Annotated in this window: 20 protein-coding genes and 2 tRNA genes; 14 read left to right on the plus strand and 8 right to left on the minus strand. The window is 71.4% G+C overall.

Features of this window, described 5'->3' with window-relative positions; genetic code table 11:
- Positions 1 to 39 precede the first annotated feature (39 nt).
- Together serS and IFU40_RS04285 are read left to right on the plus strand one after the other, a co-directional pair.
- Complete coding sequence (gene serS / locus IFU40_RS04280; RefSeq protein WP_191925488.1) at positions 40 to 1,308, plus strand: serine--tRNA ligase; 1,269 nt, start codon at positions 40 to 42, stop codon at positions 1,306 to 1,308.
- Positions 1,305 to 2,204 carry an HAD-IIB family hydrolase gene (locus IFU40_RS04285; protein WP_191925489.1) on the plus strand — a complete coding sequence of 300 codons (900 nt, stop codon included), beginning with the start codon at positions 1,305 to 1,307 and terminating at the stop codon, positions 2,202 to 2,204. Before serS ends, IFU40_RS04285 begins: the two co-directional genes overlap by 4 nt.
- 63 nt (positions 2,205 to 2,267) lie before the next feature.
- Here IFU40_RS04285 and IFU40_RS04290 read toward each other — a convergent pair whose 3' ends face one another.
- A complete protein-coding gene (locus IFU40_RS04290; RefSeq protein WP_191925490.1) occupies positions 2,268 to 3,518 on the minus strand; it encodes a DUF2254 domain-containing protein in 1,251 nt (416 codons plus the stop codon).
- A gap of 101 nt (positions 3,519 to 3,619) precedes the next feature.
- Here IFU40_RS04290 and IFU40_RS04295 point away from each other — a divergent pair, with 101 nt between their 5' ends.
- Both IFU40_RS04295 and IFU40_RS04300 read left to right on the plus strand, forming a co-directional pair.
- A complete protein-coding gene (locus tag IFU40_RS04295) occupies positions 3,620 to 4,390 on the plus strand; it encodes a hypothetical protein (protein WP_206754867.1) in 771 nt (256 codons plus the stop codon).
- Between the two features lie 49 nt (positions 4,391 to 4,439).
- A tRNA-Ser gene (locus IFU40_RS04300) sits at positions 4,440 to 4,527 on the plus strand.
- A gap of 201 nt (positions 4,528 to 4,728) precedes the next feature.
- Here IFU40_RS04300 and IFU40_RS04305 read toward each other — a convergent pair.
- Positions 4,729 to 5,232 (minus strand): hypothetical protein, encoded by a 504-nt coding sequence (locus IFU40_RS04305; RefSeq protein ID WP_191925492.1) that lies wholly within the window; start codon positions 5,230 to 5,232, stop codon positions 4,729 to 4,731.
- A gap of 69 nt (positions 5,233 to 5,301) precedes the next feature.
- Between IFU40_RS04305 and IFU40_RS04310 the strand changes: the two genes are divergently transcribed.
- The 4 genes from IFU40_RS04310 to IFU40_RS04325 all read left to right on the plus strand — a co-directional run bounded on the left by IFU40_RS04310 (position 5,302) and on the right by IFU40_RS04325 (position 7,431).
- Complete coding sequence (locus IFU40_RS04310) at positions 5,302 to 5,586, plus strand: type II toxin-antitoxin system Phd/YefM family antitoxin (RefSeq protein WP_082509747.1); 285 nt, start codon at positions 5,302 to 5,304, stop codon at positions 5,584 to 5,586.
- Entirely contained in the window at positions 5,583 to 5,855 is a 273-nt protein-coding gene (locus IFU40_RS04315; protein WP_191925493.1) for a type II toxin-antitoxin system RelE/ParE family toxin, read from the plus strand. Before IFU40_RS04310 ends, IFU40_RS04315 begins: the two co-directional genes overlap by 4 nt.
- Positions 5,856 to 5,981: 126 nt before the next feature.
- Positions 5,982 to 7,247, plus strand: coding sequence for an LCP family protein (locus tag IFU40_RS04320; protein ID WP_055832953.1), 1,266 nt, complete (start codon positions 5,982 to 5,984; stop codon positions 7,245 to 7,247).
- A 95-nt stretch (positions 7,248 to 7,342) separates the two neighbouring features.
- Positions 7,343 to 7,431 (plus strand) — tRNA-Ser (locus IFU40_RS04325).
- A 62-nt stretch (positions 7,432 to 7,493) separates the two neighbouring features.
- Here the strand turns inward: IFU40_RS04325 and IFU40_RS04330 are convergent.
- Together IFU40_RS04330 and IFU40_RS04335 are read right to left on the minus strand one after the other, a co-directional pair.
- On the minus strand, positions 7,494 to 8,222 hold the full coding sequence (locus tag IFU40_RS04330; protein ID WP_191925494.1) for an FAD-binding oxidoreductase: 729 nt from the start codon (positions 8,220 to 8,222) through the stop codon (positions 7,494 to 7,496).
- The gene (locus IFU40_RS04335) at positions 8,219 to 8,809 is read right to left on the minus strand and encodes a molybdopterin-dependent oxidoreductase (RefSeq protein WP_070409223.1); all 591 of its coding nucleotides are present in this window, start codon (positions 8,807 to 8,809) and stop codon (positions 8,219 to 8,221) included. Before IFU40_RS04335 ends, IFU40_RS04330 begins: the two co-directional genes overlap by 4 nt.
- 251 nt (positions 8,810 to 9,060) lie before the next feature.
- Between IFU40_RS04335 and IFU40_RS04340 the strand changes: the two genes are divergently transcribed.
- Positions 9,061 to 9,957: a DUF808 domain-containing protein gene (locus IFU40_RS04340; protein WP_191925495.1), complete on the plus strand. Its 897-nt coding sequence runs from the start codon at positions 9,061 to 9,063 to the stop codon at positions 9,955 to 9,957.
- A gap of 59 nt (positions 9,958 to 10,016) precedes the next feature.
- On the opposite strand, the gene IFU40_RS04345 is transcribed toward IFU40_RS04340, so the two are convergent.
- Together IFU40_RS04345 and IFU40_RS04350 are read right to left on the minus strand one after the other, a co-directional pair.
- Entirely contained in the window at positions 10,017 to 10,859 is an 843-nt protein-coding gene (locus tag IFU40_RS04345; protein WP_070409225.1) for an alpha/beta fold hydrolase, read from the minus strand.
- A gap of 40 nt (positions 10,860 to 10,899) precedes the next feature.
- Positions 10,900 to 12,345 (minus strand): IclR family transcriptional regulator domain-containing protein, encoded by a 1,446-nt coding sequence (locus tag IFU40_RS04350; protein WP_191925496.1) that lies wholly within the window; start codon positions 12,343 to 12,345, stop codon positions 10,900 to 10,902.
- A gap of 138 nt (positions 12,346 to 12,483) precedes the next feature.
- Here IFU40_RS04350 and solA point away from each other — a divergent pair, with 138 nt between their 5' ends.
- From solA to IFU40_RS04375, 5 genes are read left to right on the plus strand one after another with little or no spacing between them, the layout of a single operon-like run.
- Positions 12,484 to 13,617 (plus strand): N-methyl-L-tryptophan oxidase, encoded by a 1,134-nt coding sequence (gene solA / locus IFU40_RS04355; RefSeq protein ID WP_191925497.1) that lies wholly within the window; start codon positions 12,484 to 12,486, stop codon positions 13,615 to 13,617.
- 8 nt (positions 13,618 to 13,625) lie between these two features.
- Complete coding sequence (locus IFU40_RS04360) at positions 13,626 to 14,075, plus strand: cupin domain-containing protein (protein WP_191925498.1); 450 nt, start codon at positions 13,626 to 13,628, stop codon at positions 14,073 to 14,075.
- Positions 14,072 to 14,716, plus strand: coding sequence for an FMN-binding negative transcriptional regulator (locus IFU40_RS04365; protein ID WP_191925499.1), 645 nt, complete (start codon positions 14,072 to 14,074; stop codon positions 14,714 to 14,716). Before IFU40_RS04360 ends, IFU40_RS04365 begins: the two co-directional genes overlap by 4 nt.
- Positions 14,713 to 15,741, plus strand: a complete 1,029-nt coding sequence (locus IFU40_RS04370) for an ornithine cyclodeaminase (RefSeq protein ID WP_070409230.1) — start codon at positions 14,713 to 14,715, stop codon at positions 15,739 to 15,741. The genes IFU40_RS04365 and IFU40_RS04370 overlap by 4 nt, the downstream gene beginning before the upstream one ends.
- Positions 15,738 to 17,201: an amidohydrolase family protein gene (locus IFU40_RS04375; RefSeq protein WP_191925500.1), complete on the plus strand. Its 1,464-nt coding sequence runs from the start codon at positions 15,738 to 15,740 to the stop codon at positions 17,199 to 17,201. Before IFU40_RS04370 ends, IFU40_RS04375 begins: the two co-directional genes overlap by 4 nt.
- Positions 17,202 to 17,356: 155 nt before the next feature.
- On the opposite strand, the gene IFU40_RS04380 is transcribed toward IFU40_RS04375, so the two are convergent.
- Both IFU40_RS04380 and IFU40_RS04385 read right to left on the minus strand, forming a co-directional pair.
- Positions 17,357 to 18,283 (minus strand): PDR/VanB family oxidoreductase, encoded by a 927-nt coding sequence (locus IFU40_RS04380; protein ID WP_191925501.1) that lies wholly within the window; start codon positions 18,281 to 18,283, stop codon positions 17,357 to 17,359.
- A gap of 22 nt (positions 18,284 to 18,305) precedes the next feature.
- The gene (locus IFU40_RS04385; protein WP_156458899.1) at positions 18,306 to 18,932 is read right to left on the minus strand and encodes an MSMEG_1061 family FMN-dependent PPOX-type flavoprotein; all 627 of its coding nucleotides are present in this window, start codon (positions 18,930 to 18,932) and stop codon (positions 18,306 to 18,308) included.
- Positions 18,933 to 18,949 lie beyond the last annotated feature (17 nt).

The raw sequence follows: 18,949 nt of genomic DNA on the forward strand, positions 1-18,949 counted from the left end.
GGGCGGATCCCCGGGGGATGCCGACCATAGGATGGACGCGTGATCGACCTGACTCTGCTGCGTGAAGATCCCGAGCTCGTGAAGCGCTCCCAGATCGCCCGCGGGGAGTCGCCGGATTCGGTGGACGACGCCCTCGCCGCCGACCGCGACCGCCGCGCCGCCATCACCGCATTCGAAGAACTGCGCGCCGCGCAGAACGCGCACGGCAAGCGCGTCGCGCAGGCGCCGAAAGACGAGAAGGCCGCCTTGGTGGCCGAGGCGAAGCAGCTCAGCGAGCAGGTCAAGGCGGCGCAGCACGCGGTGGGCGAAGCCGAGGCGGTCGCCGACGCGGCCCTCGCCCGCATCGAGAACATCGTGCTCGACGGGGTGCCCGCCGGCGGCGAAGAGAACTTCGTCACCCTGCGCACCCACGGCGAGATCCCCACGTACGACTTCGAACCGCTCGACCACCTCGCGCTCGGCGAGAAGCTCGGTGCGATCGACATGGAGCGCGGCACCAAGGTGTCGGGCAGTCGCTTCTACTTCCTCACCGGCATCGGCGCGCGTCTCGAGCTGGCGCTCATGACCCTCGCCCTCGACCGGGCGCTGCAGGCGGGCTTCACCCCGATGATCCCGCCGACGCTCGTGCGCCCCGAGGTCATGCGCGGCACGGGGTTCCTGGGCCAACACGCCGACGAGGTGTATCACCTGCCCAAAGAAGACCTCTACCTCGTCGGCACGAGCGAGGTCCCCCTCGCCGGGTACCACATGGACGAGATCCTCGACCTCGAGCGGGGCGCCAAGCGCTACGCGGGCTGGTCCACCTGCTACCGCAGCGAAGCGGGTTCGTACGGCAAGGACACCCGCGGCATCATCCGCGTGCACCAGTTCAACAAGCTCGAGATGTTCGTCTACACCGACCCCGCCGACTCCGAGGCCGAACACGACCGCCTCGTCGCGATGCAGGAGGGCATGCTGCAGGACCTCGGCCTCTCGTACCGCGTCATCGACGTCGCCGCGGGTGACCTCGGCTCCAGCGCCGCGCGCAAGTTCGACATCGAGGCCTGGGTCCCCACGCAGGACTCCTACCGCGAGCTGACGAGCACGTCGAACTGCACCACGTACCAGGCCCGCCGTCTCGAGACCCGCTTCCGGCCCGAGGGCGGGGGCAAGACGCAGCCCGTGGCGACGTTGAACGGCACGCTCGCGACCACCCGCTGGATCGTCGCCCTTCTCGAGACTCACCAGCGGGCCGACGGATCGGTCACGGTCCCCGAGGTCCTGCGCCCGTACCTCGGCGGGCTCGAGGTCATGGAGCCGGTCGCGTGAGTCGCGAGGCCGCCCTGCCCGAGACCGGTGACGTCGAGATCGCCGCGCAGCACGAGGCGGTCGACGTCGTCGAGCGCATCGCCGACGACGCACCCGTCGGGCGCATGCTCATCGCCCTCGACATCGACGGCACCGTGCTGCTCGAAGACGACACCCTCAGCCCCGGCGTGGTCGAGGCCGTCGCCGACGCGCACGCGGCGGGCCACGAGGTCATGCTCGCCACCGGGCGCAGCTGGGACAGCACCCACCCGATCATGGAGCGCCTCGGCATCCAGCCCGAGTACGCGGTGTGCTCGAACGGCGCCATCGTCATGCGACGCGTCGGCGACGGCAACGCCGCGGTGTACGAACGCGCGCACGTCGAGACGTTCGACCCGACCCAGGTGCTCACGCTCCTGGGGGAGCACCTCTCGGGCGCCCACTTCCTGGTCGAACTCCCCGACGGCTCGCGGCTGTTCACCGACTACCTCGACGACTGGAACCTGCAGGGCGCCAACAAGGTGAGTTTCGCCGAGCTGTCGAACCAGCCCGTGTGCCGCGTCGTCGTCGTCGCCCCCGAGCAGACCGATCAGGACTTCCTCGAACTCGTCGAACGCATCGGCCTCACCCAGGTCTCGTACGCGATCGGCTGGACGGCGTGGCTCGACATCGCGCCCCAGGGCGTCGACAAGTCCACCGCCCTCGAGTTGGTGCGCGGGTGGCTCGACATCCCGGCCGCACGGGTCCTCGTCATGGGCGACGGACGCAACGACATCGAGATGATGCAGTGGGCCCTGCGCAACGGCGGTCGAGCGATCGCGATGCACCAGGGGCCGCCCGAGGTGCACGCCGCGGCCGGTGAGGTGGGCCTGTCGGTGAGCGAGGGCGGCGTCGCCGCGATCCTCCGCGCGCTCTAGATCCCGCCTCAGAGGTTCCTGAGCCCGTCGACGGAACCGGCCGCTTGACGCCCCCCCGGAGGCTCAGCGCCCCCACGCCTCCCGCACGGCCGCGCGCAGCATCCGCGTGTCTGCCGGGTCGAGGTCGCGTCGGCTGCGAGCGAACGCCGCGCGGCCGGCATCGCGGAACACTCCGGCGCGCGCGGGAGCGGATGCCGCGAGCGAGGCGAGGCATTTCTGCAGGCGCACCTGCACCTCGACGTCGGCCGCGCCGTCGCGCGCCAGCGGACGGAAGGCGTCGTCGACGAGATCGGTGAGCATCGGGGCGGGAACCCAGACTCGCTCGTACGCCACGTCTGCGTCGGGTTCGGCCGCCAGAGCTCGGGTGAACACGCGCTGCAGCGAGGCGATGACCTCGATCGCCGTGCCCGGGTCGTTCGTCGCGGCCGAGAGGGCGCGGCTGCCGATCTCGGTCAGGGCGATCACACCGAATCGGGGGTCCTGCTCGAACGTGCGGTGGTTCTCGATGCGGAACGCACGACGGAGGCCGGTGCGCACGGAATCGTCGACCGCCCCGGTCACGGACGCGAGCGGAACCCGGGCGTCGGCGATGCGACCGGGTGTCGCGCGTACGTGGACGTCGAGTCCGTGCCGACGGGCGAGGCGGTCGAGCGCGGCGACGTCGACGTGCGTGACGTAGCCGACCTTCTCGGCGTGGACGTGTACGGCATCCGGAGGCACGGTGACCGCCGGCCGCGCGCCGAGGGTGGGGGCGGCGGCGTGGAGCTCGAGCGACGTGGTCGCGGCCCGTTCGACGCGGTCGATGACATCGGACATGCGCCCGAACGTCGACAGGTGCGAGATCCACCGCAGCAAGGTGAACACGACGATGCCGATGACGACGAGCGTGGCGACGAAGAGGATCGTGCGCCCCTGCGGCAGGTAGTAGCCGGTCGACAGGGCGACGATGCCCACGAGCGAGAAGGTGAACGCCCCGATGAATGTCGAGACCGCGTTCTGCGACGTCGGGTCGGCGATGAGCAGGGGCGTCGAGCGGGGCGTCGCCGTGGTTGTGGCCGCCGAGAACGCGGTGACCATCGCCGTCACCGAGAAGGTGCTGACGGTGAGCATCGCCGTGGCGATGATCTGCAGCAGCGATCCGACCGAATTCTGCGCGAGGTCGATCCCGAACTCGAAGGGCAGCAGAGGGCCGAGGACGTTCGCGGCGAGGGCGACGACGACGGCGGTCAGCGTGAAGATCGCCGCGCGCACCCACACCTGCCGCCCGAGACGGAGGAAGAAGGATGCCAGGGAGCCGCGGATCGTCATCGCCATGCGGTCGACGATATCCAGCGCGCGCCGCGGTCGGCGGGGGATGGACGCGGGCGGGCGCAACGCCGGTGCGGCGACGGCTCGCGCCGTCGATAATCGTCACCATGGCATCGCGCGCACGACGGAACCGCCCTCCGCGCGAGACTCCGGGTTCTTCGCGGGTGGACGTCAGCGTGGCGCTCCCCGTGGCGGTGATCGTGCTGGCGGGGGTCGTCGTGGCGGCGGTTCTGCTGCTGTTCTTCGACCCGAGCGCCAACGACGGTGCGGCGTCGATCATCGGCGCCGGTGGGGTGCCCCTCGCCGTGTCGGCGCTGACGATCCAGATGGTGTTCCCGGCCGTGCAGGCGAAGACCCGCCTTCGCCGGTCATTCCTCTGGTGGCCACTGGGCGTGCTGCCCGTCGGCGTCCTGGCGTTGTCGGTTCCCGGCATCCTGCGCGATCCCGAATACTTCGAGGGCGTGGTGGGTGGCCTCGGCGCCACCCTGTTCCTGGTGGTGATCGGGCTGCTGCTCGGCGCCGTCGCGTGGTTCTTCGTCGTGCTCCCTGTAGCGCTGCTCGTGACCGCCGTGGGGCGGGTCCTGCGAGGTGAACGGCCGGCTGCCGCGTGGTTCCTCGTGCCGCTCGGGGCGCTGGCGCTCGATGTCGCGATAACGCTGAGCGCGACCGCCGTCGACCCGGTCGGCGTGCGCGGGCGGGCCGGAGGAGTGCGCACGGTGCTCGCGATCCTTGGAGCGACCGACGGGGTGCGCGTGGAATCGGAACCCGCCCTGTGGTCCGCGCGGGCGTTCTGGCTGGTCGCCCTCGGCTGCTTCGCGGGGGCCTGGTGGACAGCGCGACGGGCCGCGCGTACCACGGTCGCGTCCGAGGCCGAGTGACGACCGGACGTACGCGCAGGTTCACACGCTCGATAGACTCGAACGACCGGGAGGGTTGTCCGAGCGGCCGATGGACCTGGTCTTGAAAACCAGTGGGCAGAGATGTCCCGTGGGTTCGAATCCCACACCCTCCGCCAGATGGTGCTCACTCGAACCCCGCCCGAACAAAAGTTTGGGCGGGGTTCTTTCGTCCCCGTGCTTCGTTCGCGGAAGTTGAGGAGAACGGCAGGTGAGCTCGCCGCCGCTAGGGAGGATTCCCCACGCGGGGACGGGCATAACTCGCTCGGGGGCGTGCTCGTGAACGGATTGACCTGAAGCGGCGGGTCGCCCGCCCCTCCTCAGATGTTGACGAAGCGCACGTCCGCTCGATCAGCGGCCTGCCGTAACGATGAGCCGGCGATGCGAGTCCGAACCGTCGCATCGTGCGCTGGCCACACCATCTCGATCGTCAGGTCACCGCTCAGAGCAGCTACGTCGATGGGGAACCAGATGTCAAAGGATGCGGAGTGGACCGTGCCGTTGGTTCCTCCCCCACCCCCGCGCAGGTGGGCATATGTCCTCGCGCCCCGTTCGCCGGCAGAGTCCGAAGGAGTGACCCACACGTCCACCGCACCCTCTACCCGCCGATGTTCGGCAAAGGCGTAGACGGTGGTGACACCGTCCGGTACCCGTGCGGCGGTGCGCAGTGTTGCCGACAAGCCGAAGGCAGAGCAGGCGAACCCCGTCAGGGACGCAGTCGCGCCCTCGATCTCCAGACGCAGCTCGGATGCCCCAGAGACGGCCGCGGGGACTTCGCCGAAGGGCGGATACTGCCGCCGAATCGGTCGCTCAGCTCTGTCCATGTTCTTAGTCGTAGCAGTCCTGCGTGAGATCTCGCGGATCGCTCATGCCAAAACGCTACAATTCTGTACATGACCACCCTCTCTCTCGCCGACGCCCGGGCAAACCTGTCGAAGCTGGTCGAGTCGGCCGTCACGACGCACGAGCGCTTCGACGTCACCCGGAACGGTGACCGTGTCGCAGTGCTGCTCAGCGCTGATGACTACGACGCTCTCCTCGAGACGGTCGACATTCTCAGCCGCCCGGATGAGGTTGCGGCGGTGCGTGAGGGTCTGGCCGATCTCGCCTCCGGAGAGACGTCTTCTCTCGAAGACGTTCGGGCGGCGATGATCCGGCGCGGACGCCTGTCTTCGTGAACCCGGAGTACGACGTCGTCTTCACGCGGGCCGCCCGGCGCGCGCTCGAACACGACCTGCCCGAGAAGGTCGCCGCTGCGGCATTCGAGTTCATCGCGGGCGCTTTGCGCGAGAATCCGCGGCGAGTGGGCAAGCCGCTGCGAGAGCCGCTCGCGCCGCTGTACTCCGCTCGCCGCGGCGAGTATCGAGTCCTCTACCGGATCGTCGACCAGAAGTTGGTGATCGAGATCGTGTCGATCGCGCACCGCCGTGACGCCTATCGCGGGTGATGTGCCTGGCGCCTCGCGACAGTCACGGCATTCTCAGCCGCGCGTCCCTAGTATTACTGCGACCTCCTGCCCTGCGGCGGAGTCGACGTGCTGCCGGGCCGGTGGCATCCGTTCGAGAGGACCCGAGTGAGCAAGACCACACCGCGCGGTCAGAAGACCATCGCGCGCCACGGCCGGCTGACGTCGCCGGGGCCGCTGGCGCAACTGTTCCGCGGCCTCGCCATCGTGCTCGCTGTGCTGCTGGTGTCGGGCGGTGCCGTTCTGGCCTACGCCGCGATCGACCTGACCCGCAGCTTCACCGCCGACGCGGTCGAGCTGAAGAACCAGCCGGCCGTCCCGCCGGACATCGGGGAGTTGAAGGGCGGGGTGAACATGCTGCTCATCGGCACCGATGAGTGCGAGCCCGAATTCGCCCAGCTCTTCGGGGATCGGTGCACGGGCGACGACGCCGAGGGCAGCCTCAACGACGTCAACATGCTGGTGCACATCTCCGACGCCCCTCGTCGCGTGACCGTCATCTCGTTCCCGCGTGACCTGATGGTGCCGATCCCGGCGTGCACCGACAAAGACGGCTACGAGAACTCGGCCATGAGCAAGCAGCAGATCAACAGTGCGTTCTCGTACGGCGGGCTCTCGTGCGTCGTCGAGACGATCTCGCAGCTCAGCGGCCTCGAGATCCCGTTCGCCGCGAAGGTCAGCTTCGGCGGCGTCATCAACATCACCGACGCGATCGGCGGCGTCGACGTCTGCATCGCGAACGGCATCAAAGACCCCTACACCGGCATCGACTGGCCCGCCGGAACGCGCACGGTCGTCGGCCTCGACGCCCTGCAGTTCCTGCGCACCCGCCACGGTGTCGGAGACGGCGGCGACCTCGGGCGCATCTCGAACCAGCAGCAGTACATGTCGCGCCTCGCCAACAAGCTGAAGAGCCAGGAGGTGCTGTCGAACCCGGCGACGCTGTACAAGCTCGCCTCGACCGCGCTGCGTAACGTCGACCCGTCGACCTCGCTGACCAACCCCCTCACGCTGGTGCAGATCGCCTCGGCCGTGAAGGACGTGCCGTTCAACGAGATCGTCTTCGTGCAGTACCCCACCTACACCGACCCGTCCGACGCGAACCGCGTGGTCCCCGACCGCGAAGACGCCGACACGCTGTGGGCCGCGCTCGCGGCGAACCAGCCGCTGCAGCTCTCGGGCAACCTCAGCGACGGCGACGGCGTGGTGGTCGACGAGAACGGCGCCCCGGCTCCGACCGAGACCGCAGCCCCCGCGCCCACCGACGGAACCGAGCCGACCCCGGCGCCGACGTCGGAGGCGATCGTGCTGCCCTCGGGCATCGCCGGGCAGACCGCCGCGCAGGCCACCTGCTCGAACGGCAACGTGCGCTGACCCCCGCCGCCCGGCATCCGGATCGTGGTTCGGATGCCGGGCGGCGACCGGTTAGTATGGACCGGTGTGTTCGTGCCGAAAGGCGTCGATCACCTGGAGACGTCGCATAGTCAGGCCTAGTGCACCACCCTGCTAAGGTGGAGTCCCCGTAAGGGGACCGAGGGTTCAAATCCCTCCGTCTCCGCCGAAAAAGCCCCGGTCCGCCGGGGCTTTTCGCATTCCCGGCGTCGTCGTGGAGAGCGGCCGTCAGGCGCCCCCGAACCTCTCGGTGCGCACCGCCGCGGGAGCGTGACCGTCGTCGACGAGCCAGCCGGCGACGGCCTCGACGAACGGCGTGGGCCCGCAGACGTAGACCCGGGGCCGCTGGGCAGCGGGGAAGACGGCTCGTCGCAGCCCCTCGGCGGTGAGACGCCCCGGCGGTGCCGAGACTCCCGGCGGGGCGGTGCGCGTGTAGACCAGGTCGAGGGGCAGACCGCGATCGGCGAGCGCCTCGAGCTCGGGGCGGAAGAACACGTCGCCCGGCGAACGCACCGAGTACAGCAGGCGCAGCGGGGTGGCTTCGCCGCTCCGCGCGTGCGCCGCGGCCATCGCGTACAGCGGCACCACTCCCGACCCGCCCGCGATCAGCTGCACGGGGGCCGGGTCGTCGGAGGAACGCCACACGAAGAACGCCCCCAGCGGGCCGTGCAGCTCGATGCGGTCGCCGACGCGCAGATCGTGCACGAGGAAGGGCGACACCTCGCCGTCGGGGATCTCATCGACGGCGAGCGTCACGCGCGTCCCGTCTTCCGACGAGGCGAGCGAGTAGGAGCGCGACGCCTGGTAGCCGTCGGGTGCGGTGAGGCGCACATCGACGTGCGCCCCCGCGTCGTTGCCCGGCCACGTGGGCACCTCGAGTTCGAGGCGGCGGGCCGTGGTCGTCTCGGGTCGACTCTCGACGACGGTCGCGACGTGCCAGGCGGGGCGGCGGTTCACTCGTACCGTTCCTCGCGCCAGGGATCGCCGTGCGGGTGGTAGCCGTTCTGCTCCCAGAAGCCCGGCGAGTCGCGGGGCATGGTGACCAGGCCCTGCACCCACTTCGCGCTCTTCCAGAAGTACAGGTGGGGCACGAGCAGCCGGGCGGGGCCGCCGTGCTCGGCGGTGAGGGGTGCGCCCTCGGCCTCGAACGCGATCCAGCTCTTTCCGCCGAGCAGATCGTCGAGCGCCACATTGGTGGTGTACCCGCCGAACGAGTGCACCATCGCGAAGCGGTGCGCGGTCTCGACCTCGGCGAAGACGCGGTCGAGCGAGACGCCCCGCCACGCCATGTCGAGCTTCGTCCAGTGCGTGACGCAGTGGATGTCGACGGTGACGTCTTCGACCCCGAGGGCTTCGAGCTCGGCTCGGGTCCAGCGGTGCACGTCGTTCTCGGTGCCGATCACGAACTCCCACGCGTCGTCGGCGACGGTCGGCGTGGGCCCCGCCGAGAGCACGGGCCAGTCGGCCACGAGTGTCTGCCCCGGGGGCAGCCGAGGATCGCGCTCGCGGCGCCGACCCGAGAAACCGCGGGTGATGAACGACATGGGACTCCCTGCTGTTCGCGTCTGCCCACCCTAGCCAGGGCCGCCCCCCGGCCGACACGTCGTGATGCCGGGTGTCGGGGCGTGTCGGGCCCGGGGTGAAGCCGTGCGCACGGGGATCGGAGGGCCGGTCTCGACGCGGGGCCGCGGACGTTCGCGAACCGGCCACACGGCGGGGGACCGTCTCGCGCCCGCTAACCTCGGGGCTGTGGGCCGTTCGCGCCCGCGCCCTCGTACCCCCGGGAGAAACACACATGTCGGTCGGTCTGCTCGCCGTCGTCGATGACATCCTCAGCGCCGCCATGCGCGCCAGCGCGAAGACCGCGGGAGTCGTCATCGACGATGCCGCCGTCACGCCGCAGTACGTGCAGGGACTCACCCCCGCGCGCGAACTGCCCGTGGTGTGGAAGATCGCGCTCGGCAGCATCATCAACAAGTACGTGATCATCATCCCGATCGCGCTGCTGCTCACCGCGTTCGCGCCGTGGGTGCTTCCCTACCTGCTCATCATCGGCGGCGGGTTCCTGTGCTTCGAGGGCGCCGAGAAGGCGCTCGAGTGGTTCGGCGTGCATCACGGCGCGCACGACGACGACGGTCCCCGCGACGAGAAGAAGCTCGTTCTGGGTGCGGTGCGCACCGACCTCATCCTCAGCACCGAGATCATGCTGATCGCGCTGTCGAGCCTCGACCCCGGCTTCGGCATCTGGATGACGCTGGGCGCCCTGCTCGTGATCGGCCTGGCCATGACGGTGGTCGTCTACGGCGCGGTCGCCCTGCTGGTGAAGGTCGACGACATCGGCCTGCGGTTGATGAAGAGCGCATCACGCGGGGTGCGTCGCTTCGGCGTGCGGATCGTGGCATCCATGCCCGCGGTGTTCCGCGTGATCAGCGTCATCGGCACGGTCGCGATGCTGTGGGTCGGTGGGCACCTGGTGCTGCAGAACCTCTCCGAGACGCTGTGGGCCGGACCGTACGAGGTCGTGCACCTCGTGACCCACGCGATCGAGGCCGCCGGCCCCGTGATCGTCTGGATCGTCGAGACCGCGATGTCGGCGGTGTTCGGCCTGATCCTGGGGCTCATCATCGTCGGCATCATGACCGGGGTCACGCGCCTGGTGAAGCGCGACGCCCCCGCCGACGCCGCCCACTGACCCGCCCCGGCGGTCGCACGCTTGCGCGGTTCGCCGCGCGCGTGCCGCGGCAGCGACGGCTACGCGCGGGACTCGCCGGCGGTGACGGCGCGGACGATCCCGCCGATCAGCTCGGGCCAGAGCTCGGGGGCGATGAAGTGCCCCATGCCGGGGTGCACCTGCAGCTCGGCGCCGCGAAGCGCCGCGGCCATGTCGACCGCTGCGTTCCAGTGCAGCACGTCGTCGTCGCGGCCGTGGAAGACCAGGGCGGGAACGTCGAGGGCGCGGAGGGCCTCGAGCCGCTCGGGCGCGCGCAGCAACGCCGACCACTGCCGCGAGAAGCCCTCGGGGAAGTACCCGCGGTCGAACGCCTCGCCCGCCGCCCACGCGTTCCATTCGACGTCGAGCGGGTAGCGCTCGCCCGCGGTCGCGGAGGCGAAGGCGGCGGCCCCGGCGGTGATCTCGGCGCGCGAGTATCGCAGCGGAGCCCGCATGAGCTCGGGCCTCTCGTCGTGGAGCACGTAGCGGGCATCGCGCCCCGGGATGGTCGACAGCAGACCCAGGCTCCGGACCCTCTCGGGATGCCGGATCGCGGCCATCTGCGCCATCATCCCGCCCATCGAGTGCCCGACGAGGTGCGCCGCGTCGAGGCCGAGGTCGTCGAGCACGCGCACGACGTCGTCGCCCATCTCTTCGAGACCGTACCCGCCGTCGATGTCGTCGGGTCCGCCGAAACGGGCCGAGAGCCCCACGTCGCGGTTGTCCATGCGCACGACGTGCAGACCCCGCTCGACCAGTCGGGCGACCAGGTCGACGTGCCAGGCGATGAGCTGCGCGCCGCCGCCGGCGATCAACACCACCGTCGGGTCGTCGGCGTCACCGGCGGTGTCGTAGAAGATCGCGGGGTCGGGGGTGAACGGCATCCGGGGTCCTTCGTTCGGGGTGCGAGCGACGATAGCCGCGTCAGCGACGCGGCGGTATGGGCGCAACGCCCATCGGGGCGAGGGCGGGAATGGATGCCGAGCCCGGGGCGTGCAGGTCGGCGGAGAGCTCCGCGGCGAGGGCGCGGGCCGCGGCCTCGAGGCCGGCGAGGCGCGGTTTGACGTTCTCGGTCGCCCCAACGATGCAGGCGGCGGCGGCGACCTGGCCCGCGGCGTCGCGCACGGGGGCGGAGATCGAGGTGATGCCGAACTCGTCGATGGACTCCATGGTCAGCACGCCGTCGGCGCGCACGCGCTCGACGCGTCCGGTGAACTGCGCGTACTCGGCGGCCCCGTGCCGGCGGGGGAAGAGCGCGCCCAGCTGATCGAGGGTGAAGTCCATCGCGAGGGTGGGTCCTCCGTCGGAGCCGACGAGCGGATGCGGCCGACCCAGCCAGGGCGCCATGATCAGGCCCTCGGCGAGGGGTTCGATGTGCTCGACCAGGGTGAAACTGCGCATGCCCTTGAGCGCGGTGACGAAGACGCAGGCCTCGGCGCGGGCCGCGGTCGCGGCGGCACGGGCGGGGCCGGTGCGCGCGAGGAGGGGCTCGGTCGCTGCGCGATGCCAGGCGTGCAGGGCGAGGTCGAGATGCAGGCGGTCGGACTCGGCGTCGCGCGCGACCGTTCCCGCTCGGACGAGGGCGTCGACCACTCGACGCGCGCGGTCGGGGCGGAGTCGCGCGGCGGACGCGATGCCCGCCACCGAGTCGGGGCCGTCGGCCAGGTGTTCGAGCACGCGCGTCGCCGCCTCGAGGGCGCGGGTCGGCTCGACGGCGGCGGCGTCCCCGCGGCCGGGCCCGACGTGCGCCTCGGTCAGGGCCTGCTCGAACGCGCGCCGCGCATCGGCGAGGACGCGGCGCACGCGGGGGCGGGCGCGGGCGGCGCGATAGACCGGGAGGCTCACCGCGAGGGCGGCCACCGTCCGCCCGTCGGGTGTCGTGAGCCGGACGGCGATCTCGACCGCTCGGCCGAGCTGCGACTCGACGAGGCCATCGCCGCCGCGCGTGGCCCGCACGAGGGCGCGACGCTCGTCGGTGACGAGTTCGCCGAGGGTCACGGGCACGTGCAGGGTCCACCCCGAACCGACGGTCGCGAGCACGCGTGCCCCGCCCGTCTCGGGGGCCGCGAGGACGACCGTCTCGGTGGTCTCCTGCGCGATGCGGTGCAGCTCGAACCTCACGACCGGGGCGAGCGCCGCGGACGCCCGACCCGACAGGGCGAGGGCGCGGGATCCGACGCGGTAGCTGCCGTAGTCGTCGGCCCGGGCGAGCAGGCCGAGGTCGGCGAGCTCGGCGCACAGCCTCGACACGGTGCTGAGGCTCGCGCGTGCGCCGCGGGCGATCGACGACAGCGGAAGCGGCCGGGTGGGGTCGGGGCGTGCCGCGACCGCGCGCAGGGCGGCGATCGCGTGCTCGATCCTCGCGCTCATGGCATCCCTTCCGCCGCGATCGCAATCTCGACCGTGACGTTTTGCATCTCACGGTGACCGTAACAGCCCCGCCGCGCGGGGTTCGAATAATGGCTGAGATTCGCCGGGCACCCGACCGGCCCCTCGAAAGGACCCGCCATGGAGCAGTTCGACGTCGCCGTCGTCGGCCTCGGAGCCCTCGGCAGCGCCGCCGCTTACCACCTGGCCGGTCGGGGCGCGCGCACGGTCGCCTTCGAGCAGTTCGAGCTCGGGCACGTGCGCGGCGCCTCGCACGACACCTCGCGCATCGTGCGCACCTCGTACGGCTCGGCCGCGTACGTACGCTTCGCGCAGGCGGCGTACCGCGAGTGGGCGGCGCTCGAGGCGGCCACGGGGGAGCGACTGCTGAGCATCACCGGCGGCGTCGTGTTCATCCCCGACGGCGGCCCGTACGACGCCGCCGACTTCGCGCGGAGCCTGACCGACAACGACGTGCCGTTCGACCTGCTCGGCCCCGACGAGGTGCACGAGCGGTGGCCGCAGTTCTCGGTGCCCGCCGGCGTCACCACCGTCTACACGCCCGACTCGGGAATCGCCCACGCCGCCCGCACGGTCGCGACGCTGCAGATGCACGCCCGGGTGCGGGGCGCCGACCTGCGGGACCGCACGCGGGTCGACCGCCTCATCCCCGACGGCGACGGCGTGATCGTCTCGACCTCGTCCGGCGAGGTGCGCGCTCGCCGCGTCGTCGTGGCCGCCGACGCGTGGACGAACACGCTGCTCGAGCCGCTCGGCATCCGGATCCCGCTCGAGGTCATGCAGGAGCAGGTGAGCTACTTCGCGCCATCCGAGCCCGAGGCGTTCGAGCGCGACAGGTTCCCCGTCTGGATCTGGGAGGACGAGCAGTGCTTCTACGGTTTCCCGACCTACGGCGAGCCCACCATCAAGGCGGCGCGCGACGTCTCGGAGGTGCACATGTCACCGGCGGAGCGCACGTTCGTCCCGTCGGATGAGCGCACGGCCGAGCTGGCGGCGTTCCTCTCGGCGACGATCCCCGCGAGCGGCCCGGTGCTGCGCACCGTCACGTGCCAGTACGCGCTGACCCCCGACCGCCGCTTCGTCATCGGCCCCCTCGTCGAGCAGCCCGACATCATCGTGGCGCTGGGCGCCGGCCACGCGTTCAAGTTCACCCCGGCGATCGGTCTGGCGCTGGCCGAGCTCGCGATGGGCGGCGACACCACCGACGACCTGTCGGCGTTCGCGGTCGACGCGACCGTCGCCCCGGCGATGTGAGGACCCCCGTGCAGATTCAGCGCCGCGGAGACGGCCACCACGACTGGACCCTCTACGAGGGGGAGGGGCGCGTGGGCATCGAGTGGTACTTCCCGGATGCCACGGCCCTCGGCGCCCAGGTGATGCTGTACCACCTGGCCCCCGGGGCCTCGGAGGGCGAGCACCGCCACCTCACCGGCGCCGCCGACAGCTGCTCGGCCGACAGCAGCGACGAGATGTACGTGGTCACCGCGGGCGAGATCGTCTTCACCGCCGACGGGGTCGACCGGGTGCTCAGGGCGGGAGACGGCGCGTACGCCCCGGCGGGCATGGTGCACGGCGTGCGCAATGCCTCGGACGCCCCGGCCGAGCTCGTGCTGATCTTCGGCCCGCCGACGACCGCCCGGTCGACGACCGCGCCGCCCGCCGCCCCGCCGACCACCGCCCCGCCGACCACCGCCCCGGAGGAGACGTCGTGAGACACGCCCCCGACTACGCCCTGACCGACCTCGACGCGGTGCGCGAGCTGGTGCGCGAGAACCCCTGGGCCACGCTGGTGAGTCATGTGCCCGGGCGGGGGCTCGTGGCATCCCACTATCCGGTGCTCGTCGACGACGCGGGCGACGGGTTCTCGATCGTGAGCCACGTGGGGCGCCCCGACGAGGCGCTGCACGAGCTCGGCGCGCACGAGGTGATGGTGGTGGTGTCGGGGCCGAGCGGCTACGTCTCGCCCGGCTGGTACGACGTGTCGCCGGCCGTGCCGACGTGGAACTTCGTCGTCGCGCACCTGTACGGCACGCCCGAGCTGCTGAGCGACGACGAGAACCTCGCGGTGCTCGACCGGCTCGTCACGCACTTCGAGGCGCCCTTGCCGAACCCCTTCCTGATGCACCGGAGCCTCGAGAACACCGCGTACGCCGAGCGGATCGTGCACGGGACGGTCGGGTTCCGCCTACCCGTCACACGGTTCGAGGCGAAGCAGAAGCTCAGCCAGGACAAGCCCGCCGCGGTCGTCGACCGCATCGTCGCGGCGCTGCGCGCTCCCGGCCCCTATGAGAACCCGGCCCTGGCCGGTCGGATGGATGCCATCCGCCAACGAGAGGAACGAGAAGAACGATGACCGGATTCGTAGGCGTGGATGCCATGGTGCGCTGGGTCGCGACGAACGGAGCCGAACGGCTCATGACCGACATGGTCGCGTACCTCGAGGCCGACTACCGTCGCTGGTCGTCGTTCGACAAGGTCGAGCGCATGGCCAGCCACACCCCGTTCGGGGTGATCGAGCTCATGCCCATCAGCGATCCCGACACGTACGCCTTCAAGTACGTGAACGGGCATCCCTTCAACCCCGGCCGCGGGTACCAGACCGTCACCGCGTTCGGCGTGCTCGCCGACGTGCACAACGGCTACCCGGTGTTCCTGTCGGAGATGACGCTGCTCACGGCGTTGCGCACCGCCGCGACCTCGGCCATGGTGGCGCGCCGACTGGCCCGCCCCGACCCGCGCACGATGGCGATGATCGGCGCGGGGAGTCAGGCGGAGTTCCAGGCCCTCGCGTTCCGCGGTGTGCTGGGCGTGGATCGTCTGCGCGTGTTCGACGTCGACCCCGCGGCCACCGCCAAGCTCGTGCGCAACCTCACCCCGCTCGGCTTCGACATCGAGGTGTGCGACTCGGCGGCCGAGGCCGCTCGCGGCGCCGACATCGTCACGACCTGCACCGCCGACAAGGCGGCGGCGACGGTGCTCAGCGATGCCGACGTGACAGCGGGAATGCACATCAACGCCATCGGCGGCGACTGCCCCGGTAAGACCGAGCTCGACCCCGCGATCCTGTCGCGCGGACCGGTGTTCGTGGAGTACGCCCCGCAGACCCGGATCGAGGGCGAGATCCAGCGGGTCGCCGCCGACTTCCCGGTGACGGAGTTCTGGGAGGTGCTCACCGACCGCGCGCCGGGGCGCACCTCCGACGACCAGGTGACCGTCTTCGACTCGGTCGGCTTCGCAATCGAGGACTTCTCGGCGCTGCGGTTCCTGCGCGACAGCGTCGCGGGCACCGAACTGGCGCTCGAGATCGACCTCGTGGCCGCCCCCGACGATCCGAAGGACCTCTTCGGCCTCGTCGGCGCCCCGGTGCCCGCTCTGTGAGCGCGCTCACCCTGCGCTCGGGCCGGCCGTACGGCGGCGAGCCCGTCGACGTCGTCGTGCGCGACGGCCTCATCGCCTCGATCGTCCCGGCCGGTTCCGCGCCGGCCGAGGGCGAGGTCGTCGAGCTCGACGGCCGCGCGATCGGTCCCGGCCTCTGGGACGCCCACGTGCACTTCTCGCAGTGGGTCATCTCGAGCCGCCGCGTCGACGTCGCCGGCACGCACAGCCCCGATGAGGTCGTGGATGCCGTGCGTCGGGCGCTCGTCGCCGGGGCGCCGCGAACCGACGGGGTGCTCGTCGGCTACGGCTACCGCGACGGGTTGTGGACCACTCCGACCACACTCCGACTCCTCGACGACGCGTTCCCCGACGTTCCGGTGGTGCTCGTCAGCGGCGACCTGCACGCCGGGTGGATGAACTCCCGCGGGGCCGAACGCCTCGGCCTCCGCCCCGACGCCAGCGGCGTCGTCGCCGAGTTCGAATGGATCGCCGCCCTGCAGCGGTTCCAGCAGGCGGCATCCATTCCGGTCGAGGCATATGGCGAGGTCGCCGACGCCGCTGCCCGGCGCGGTGTGGTCGGCATCGTCGACTACGAGAACGTCCCGAACTTCCTCGAGTGGCCCGAGCGGGTCGCCGCGGGCGTGCGTGCGCTGCGGGTCGACGCCTCGGTGTGGCCCGACCGACTCGAGCAGGCCATCGCCGCGGGCCTGCGGACGGGCGACCCGCTCGACGCCGACGGACTCGTCACCATGGGCCGGCTGAAGGTCGTCGTCGACGGCTCCCTCAACACGCGCACGGCGTGGTGCTGGGACCCGTACCCCGGTGCCGACCCCCTGCACGCCCACGCGTGCGGCGTGCAGAGCGTCTCGGTCGACGAGCTGCACCGACTGCTCCGACGCGCGAAGCAGGGCGGCATCCTCCCCGCCGTGCATGCCATCGGCGACCGCGCGAACGCCGAGGTGATCGGTGTGTTCGAGACCCTCGGCATGCCCGGCATCATCGAGCACGCGCAACTCGTGAGCGACGGCGATTTCGCCCGATTCCGCCGGGCGGGCCTCATCGCCAGCGTGCAGCCCGAGCACGCGATGGACGACCGCGACATCGCCGACCTGCACTGGTCGGGACGCACCGACCGGGCCTTCGCGTTCGGCTCTCTGCATCGGTCGGGCGCGGTCCTGCGCCTCGGCTCCGACGCCCCCGTCGCCCCGCTCGACCCGTGGCACGCGATCGCGTCGGCGACCTCGCGCAGCCGCGGCGACCGCGAGGCCTGGCATCCGGAACAACGCCTTCCGCTCGACGTCGCGCTGGCGGCGAGCAGCCGCAGCACCCTCGCCGTCGGGCAGCCGGCCGACCTCGTGGTGCTCGAACGCGACCCCTTCGCGTGCGACCGCGACGACCTGCGCGAGCTGACCGTGGCGGCGACCCTGCTCGGCGGGCGGTTCACGCACCGGGCGGTGTGACCGGGCTGTCGGGGGCGGCGGGCCGCCCCCGACGGGCCAGCCGTCGCGCGGGGCCGTCGCGTGCGGACGCTCGACGATCCGGTGCGTCGCGTCTCGGCGCGTGCGTGAGCGCGATCCCCGCGCCCGGTCGACGCGTTCCCGCCCGCGCGGAGCGTTCAGGCGTTCAGGACGAGCGTCTCTCCCGCACGAGCGCGCGAGACGCACGGGTAGATGATGCGGGAGTCGTCGTCCACCGTCAGCGAATCGCGGTGGTCCACCGCCCCATCCAGCACGGGCACGGCGCACGAGCCGCAGACCCCGCGCAGGCAGGAGCCGTTCATCGGCACCCCGGCGCCCTGGAGCGACTCGAGCAGCGACCGGGTCGCGGGCACCTCGACGGTCACACCGGACCGGGCGGCGGTGGCGGTGAAGGCCTCGTTCGGCCCGAACTCCCGCTTCCGGGGCTCGAAACGCTCGAGATGGATGCCGGACCCCTCGGGCAGTGTCGGGGTCAGCGCCCACAGCGCGTCGACGAAGGACGCCGGGCCGCACGCGTAGACGTCGGTGCCGGGGGCGATCCCGTCGACGACCGCGCCGAGGTCGAGACGCCCCTGCTCGCGGCTGACGTGGACGATGGCGCGATCGCCGAGGGCGGCGATCTCGTCGGCGAAGGCGACGCCGTCACGCTCTCGGGCGACGACGATCATCCTCCAGTCGGCGTCGACGGCGGCCAGATGACGGGCCATCGACAGGATCGGCGTGATCCCGATCCCGGCGGCCAACAGCAGGTACGCCGGCGCCTCGCCGAGCTCGAACAGGTTGCGGGGCGGGCGCACCCAGACGGTGCTGCCCTCGCGCAGGAACGCGTGGATGTAGTGCGAGCCGCCGCGCGACAGTTCCTCGCGGCGCACGGCGATGCGGTACGACGCGGTGTCGGCGGGGTCGCCGCACAGCGAGTACTGCCGCTCGTGGCGCGTGATCAGCTGCAGGTCGATATGGGCGCCGGGGTTCCAGGCGGGGAGGGGGGATCCATCGACGTTCTGCAGGCGGATGCTCACGATGTCGGGCGTCTGGCGGATGATCTCGCGGACCACCAGGGGCATCAGTCCCTCGCGGCTGCGCACCTCAGTACAACGCCCGGTAAGCGCCGGACATCGCCTCGTCGATGACGTCGCCGACCGCGGCATCCCATCCCGAGGTGCTCGCCCAGATCTGGCCCGAGGTCGGCACCTGTGTGGCCAGGTCCTGCATGTCGGCGTCCCAGATCCCGCCGCGCAGCAGAGCGCGCCCGCAGTGCAGGTACACCTGCTCGATGCGCAGCACGATCGCGAGGTCGGGCACGGTGTGGTCCTGCTCGAGGGAGCGCAGCAGGGTGGGGTCGTCGGTGACGAACGCGGTGCCGTTGATGCGCAGCGTCTCGCTCATTCCCGGCACGAAGCACAGCAGGGCGGCGTGGCCGTTGTCGACGATGTTGCGCATCGAGTCGGCGATCTTGTTGCCGAGGCGGTCGGGAAGCACGACGGTGCGGTCGTCGATCGCCCGCACGAAACCGGGGTAGTCGCCGCGCGGCGAGCAGTCGCACGTTCCGTCGCGATCGGCGGTGGCGAGGGTGGCGAACGGCGAGTGGGCCAGGAAGCGCAGGCAGTTCTCATCGAGGTGGTCGGTGATCTTCTGCAGCGAGGGGCCCTCCGGCTCGCCCAGCGTGCCGCGGATGTCCTCGAGCCCGAGCGCGCGGAAATCGGTGGAGAGCATGTCATCGACGCTACCCC

The organism is Microbacterium sp. CFBP 13617 (assembly GCF_014839445.1).
Classification (GTDB): Bacteria; Actinomycetota; Actinomycetes; order Actinomycetales; family Microbacteriaceae; genus Microbacterium.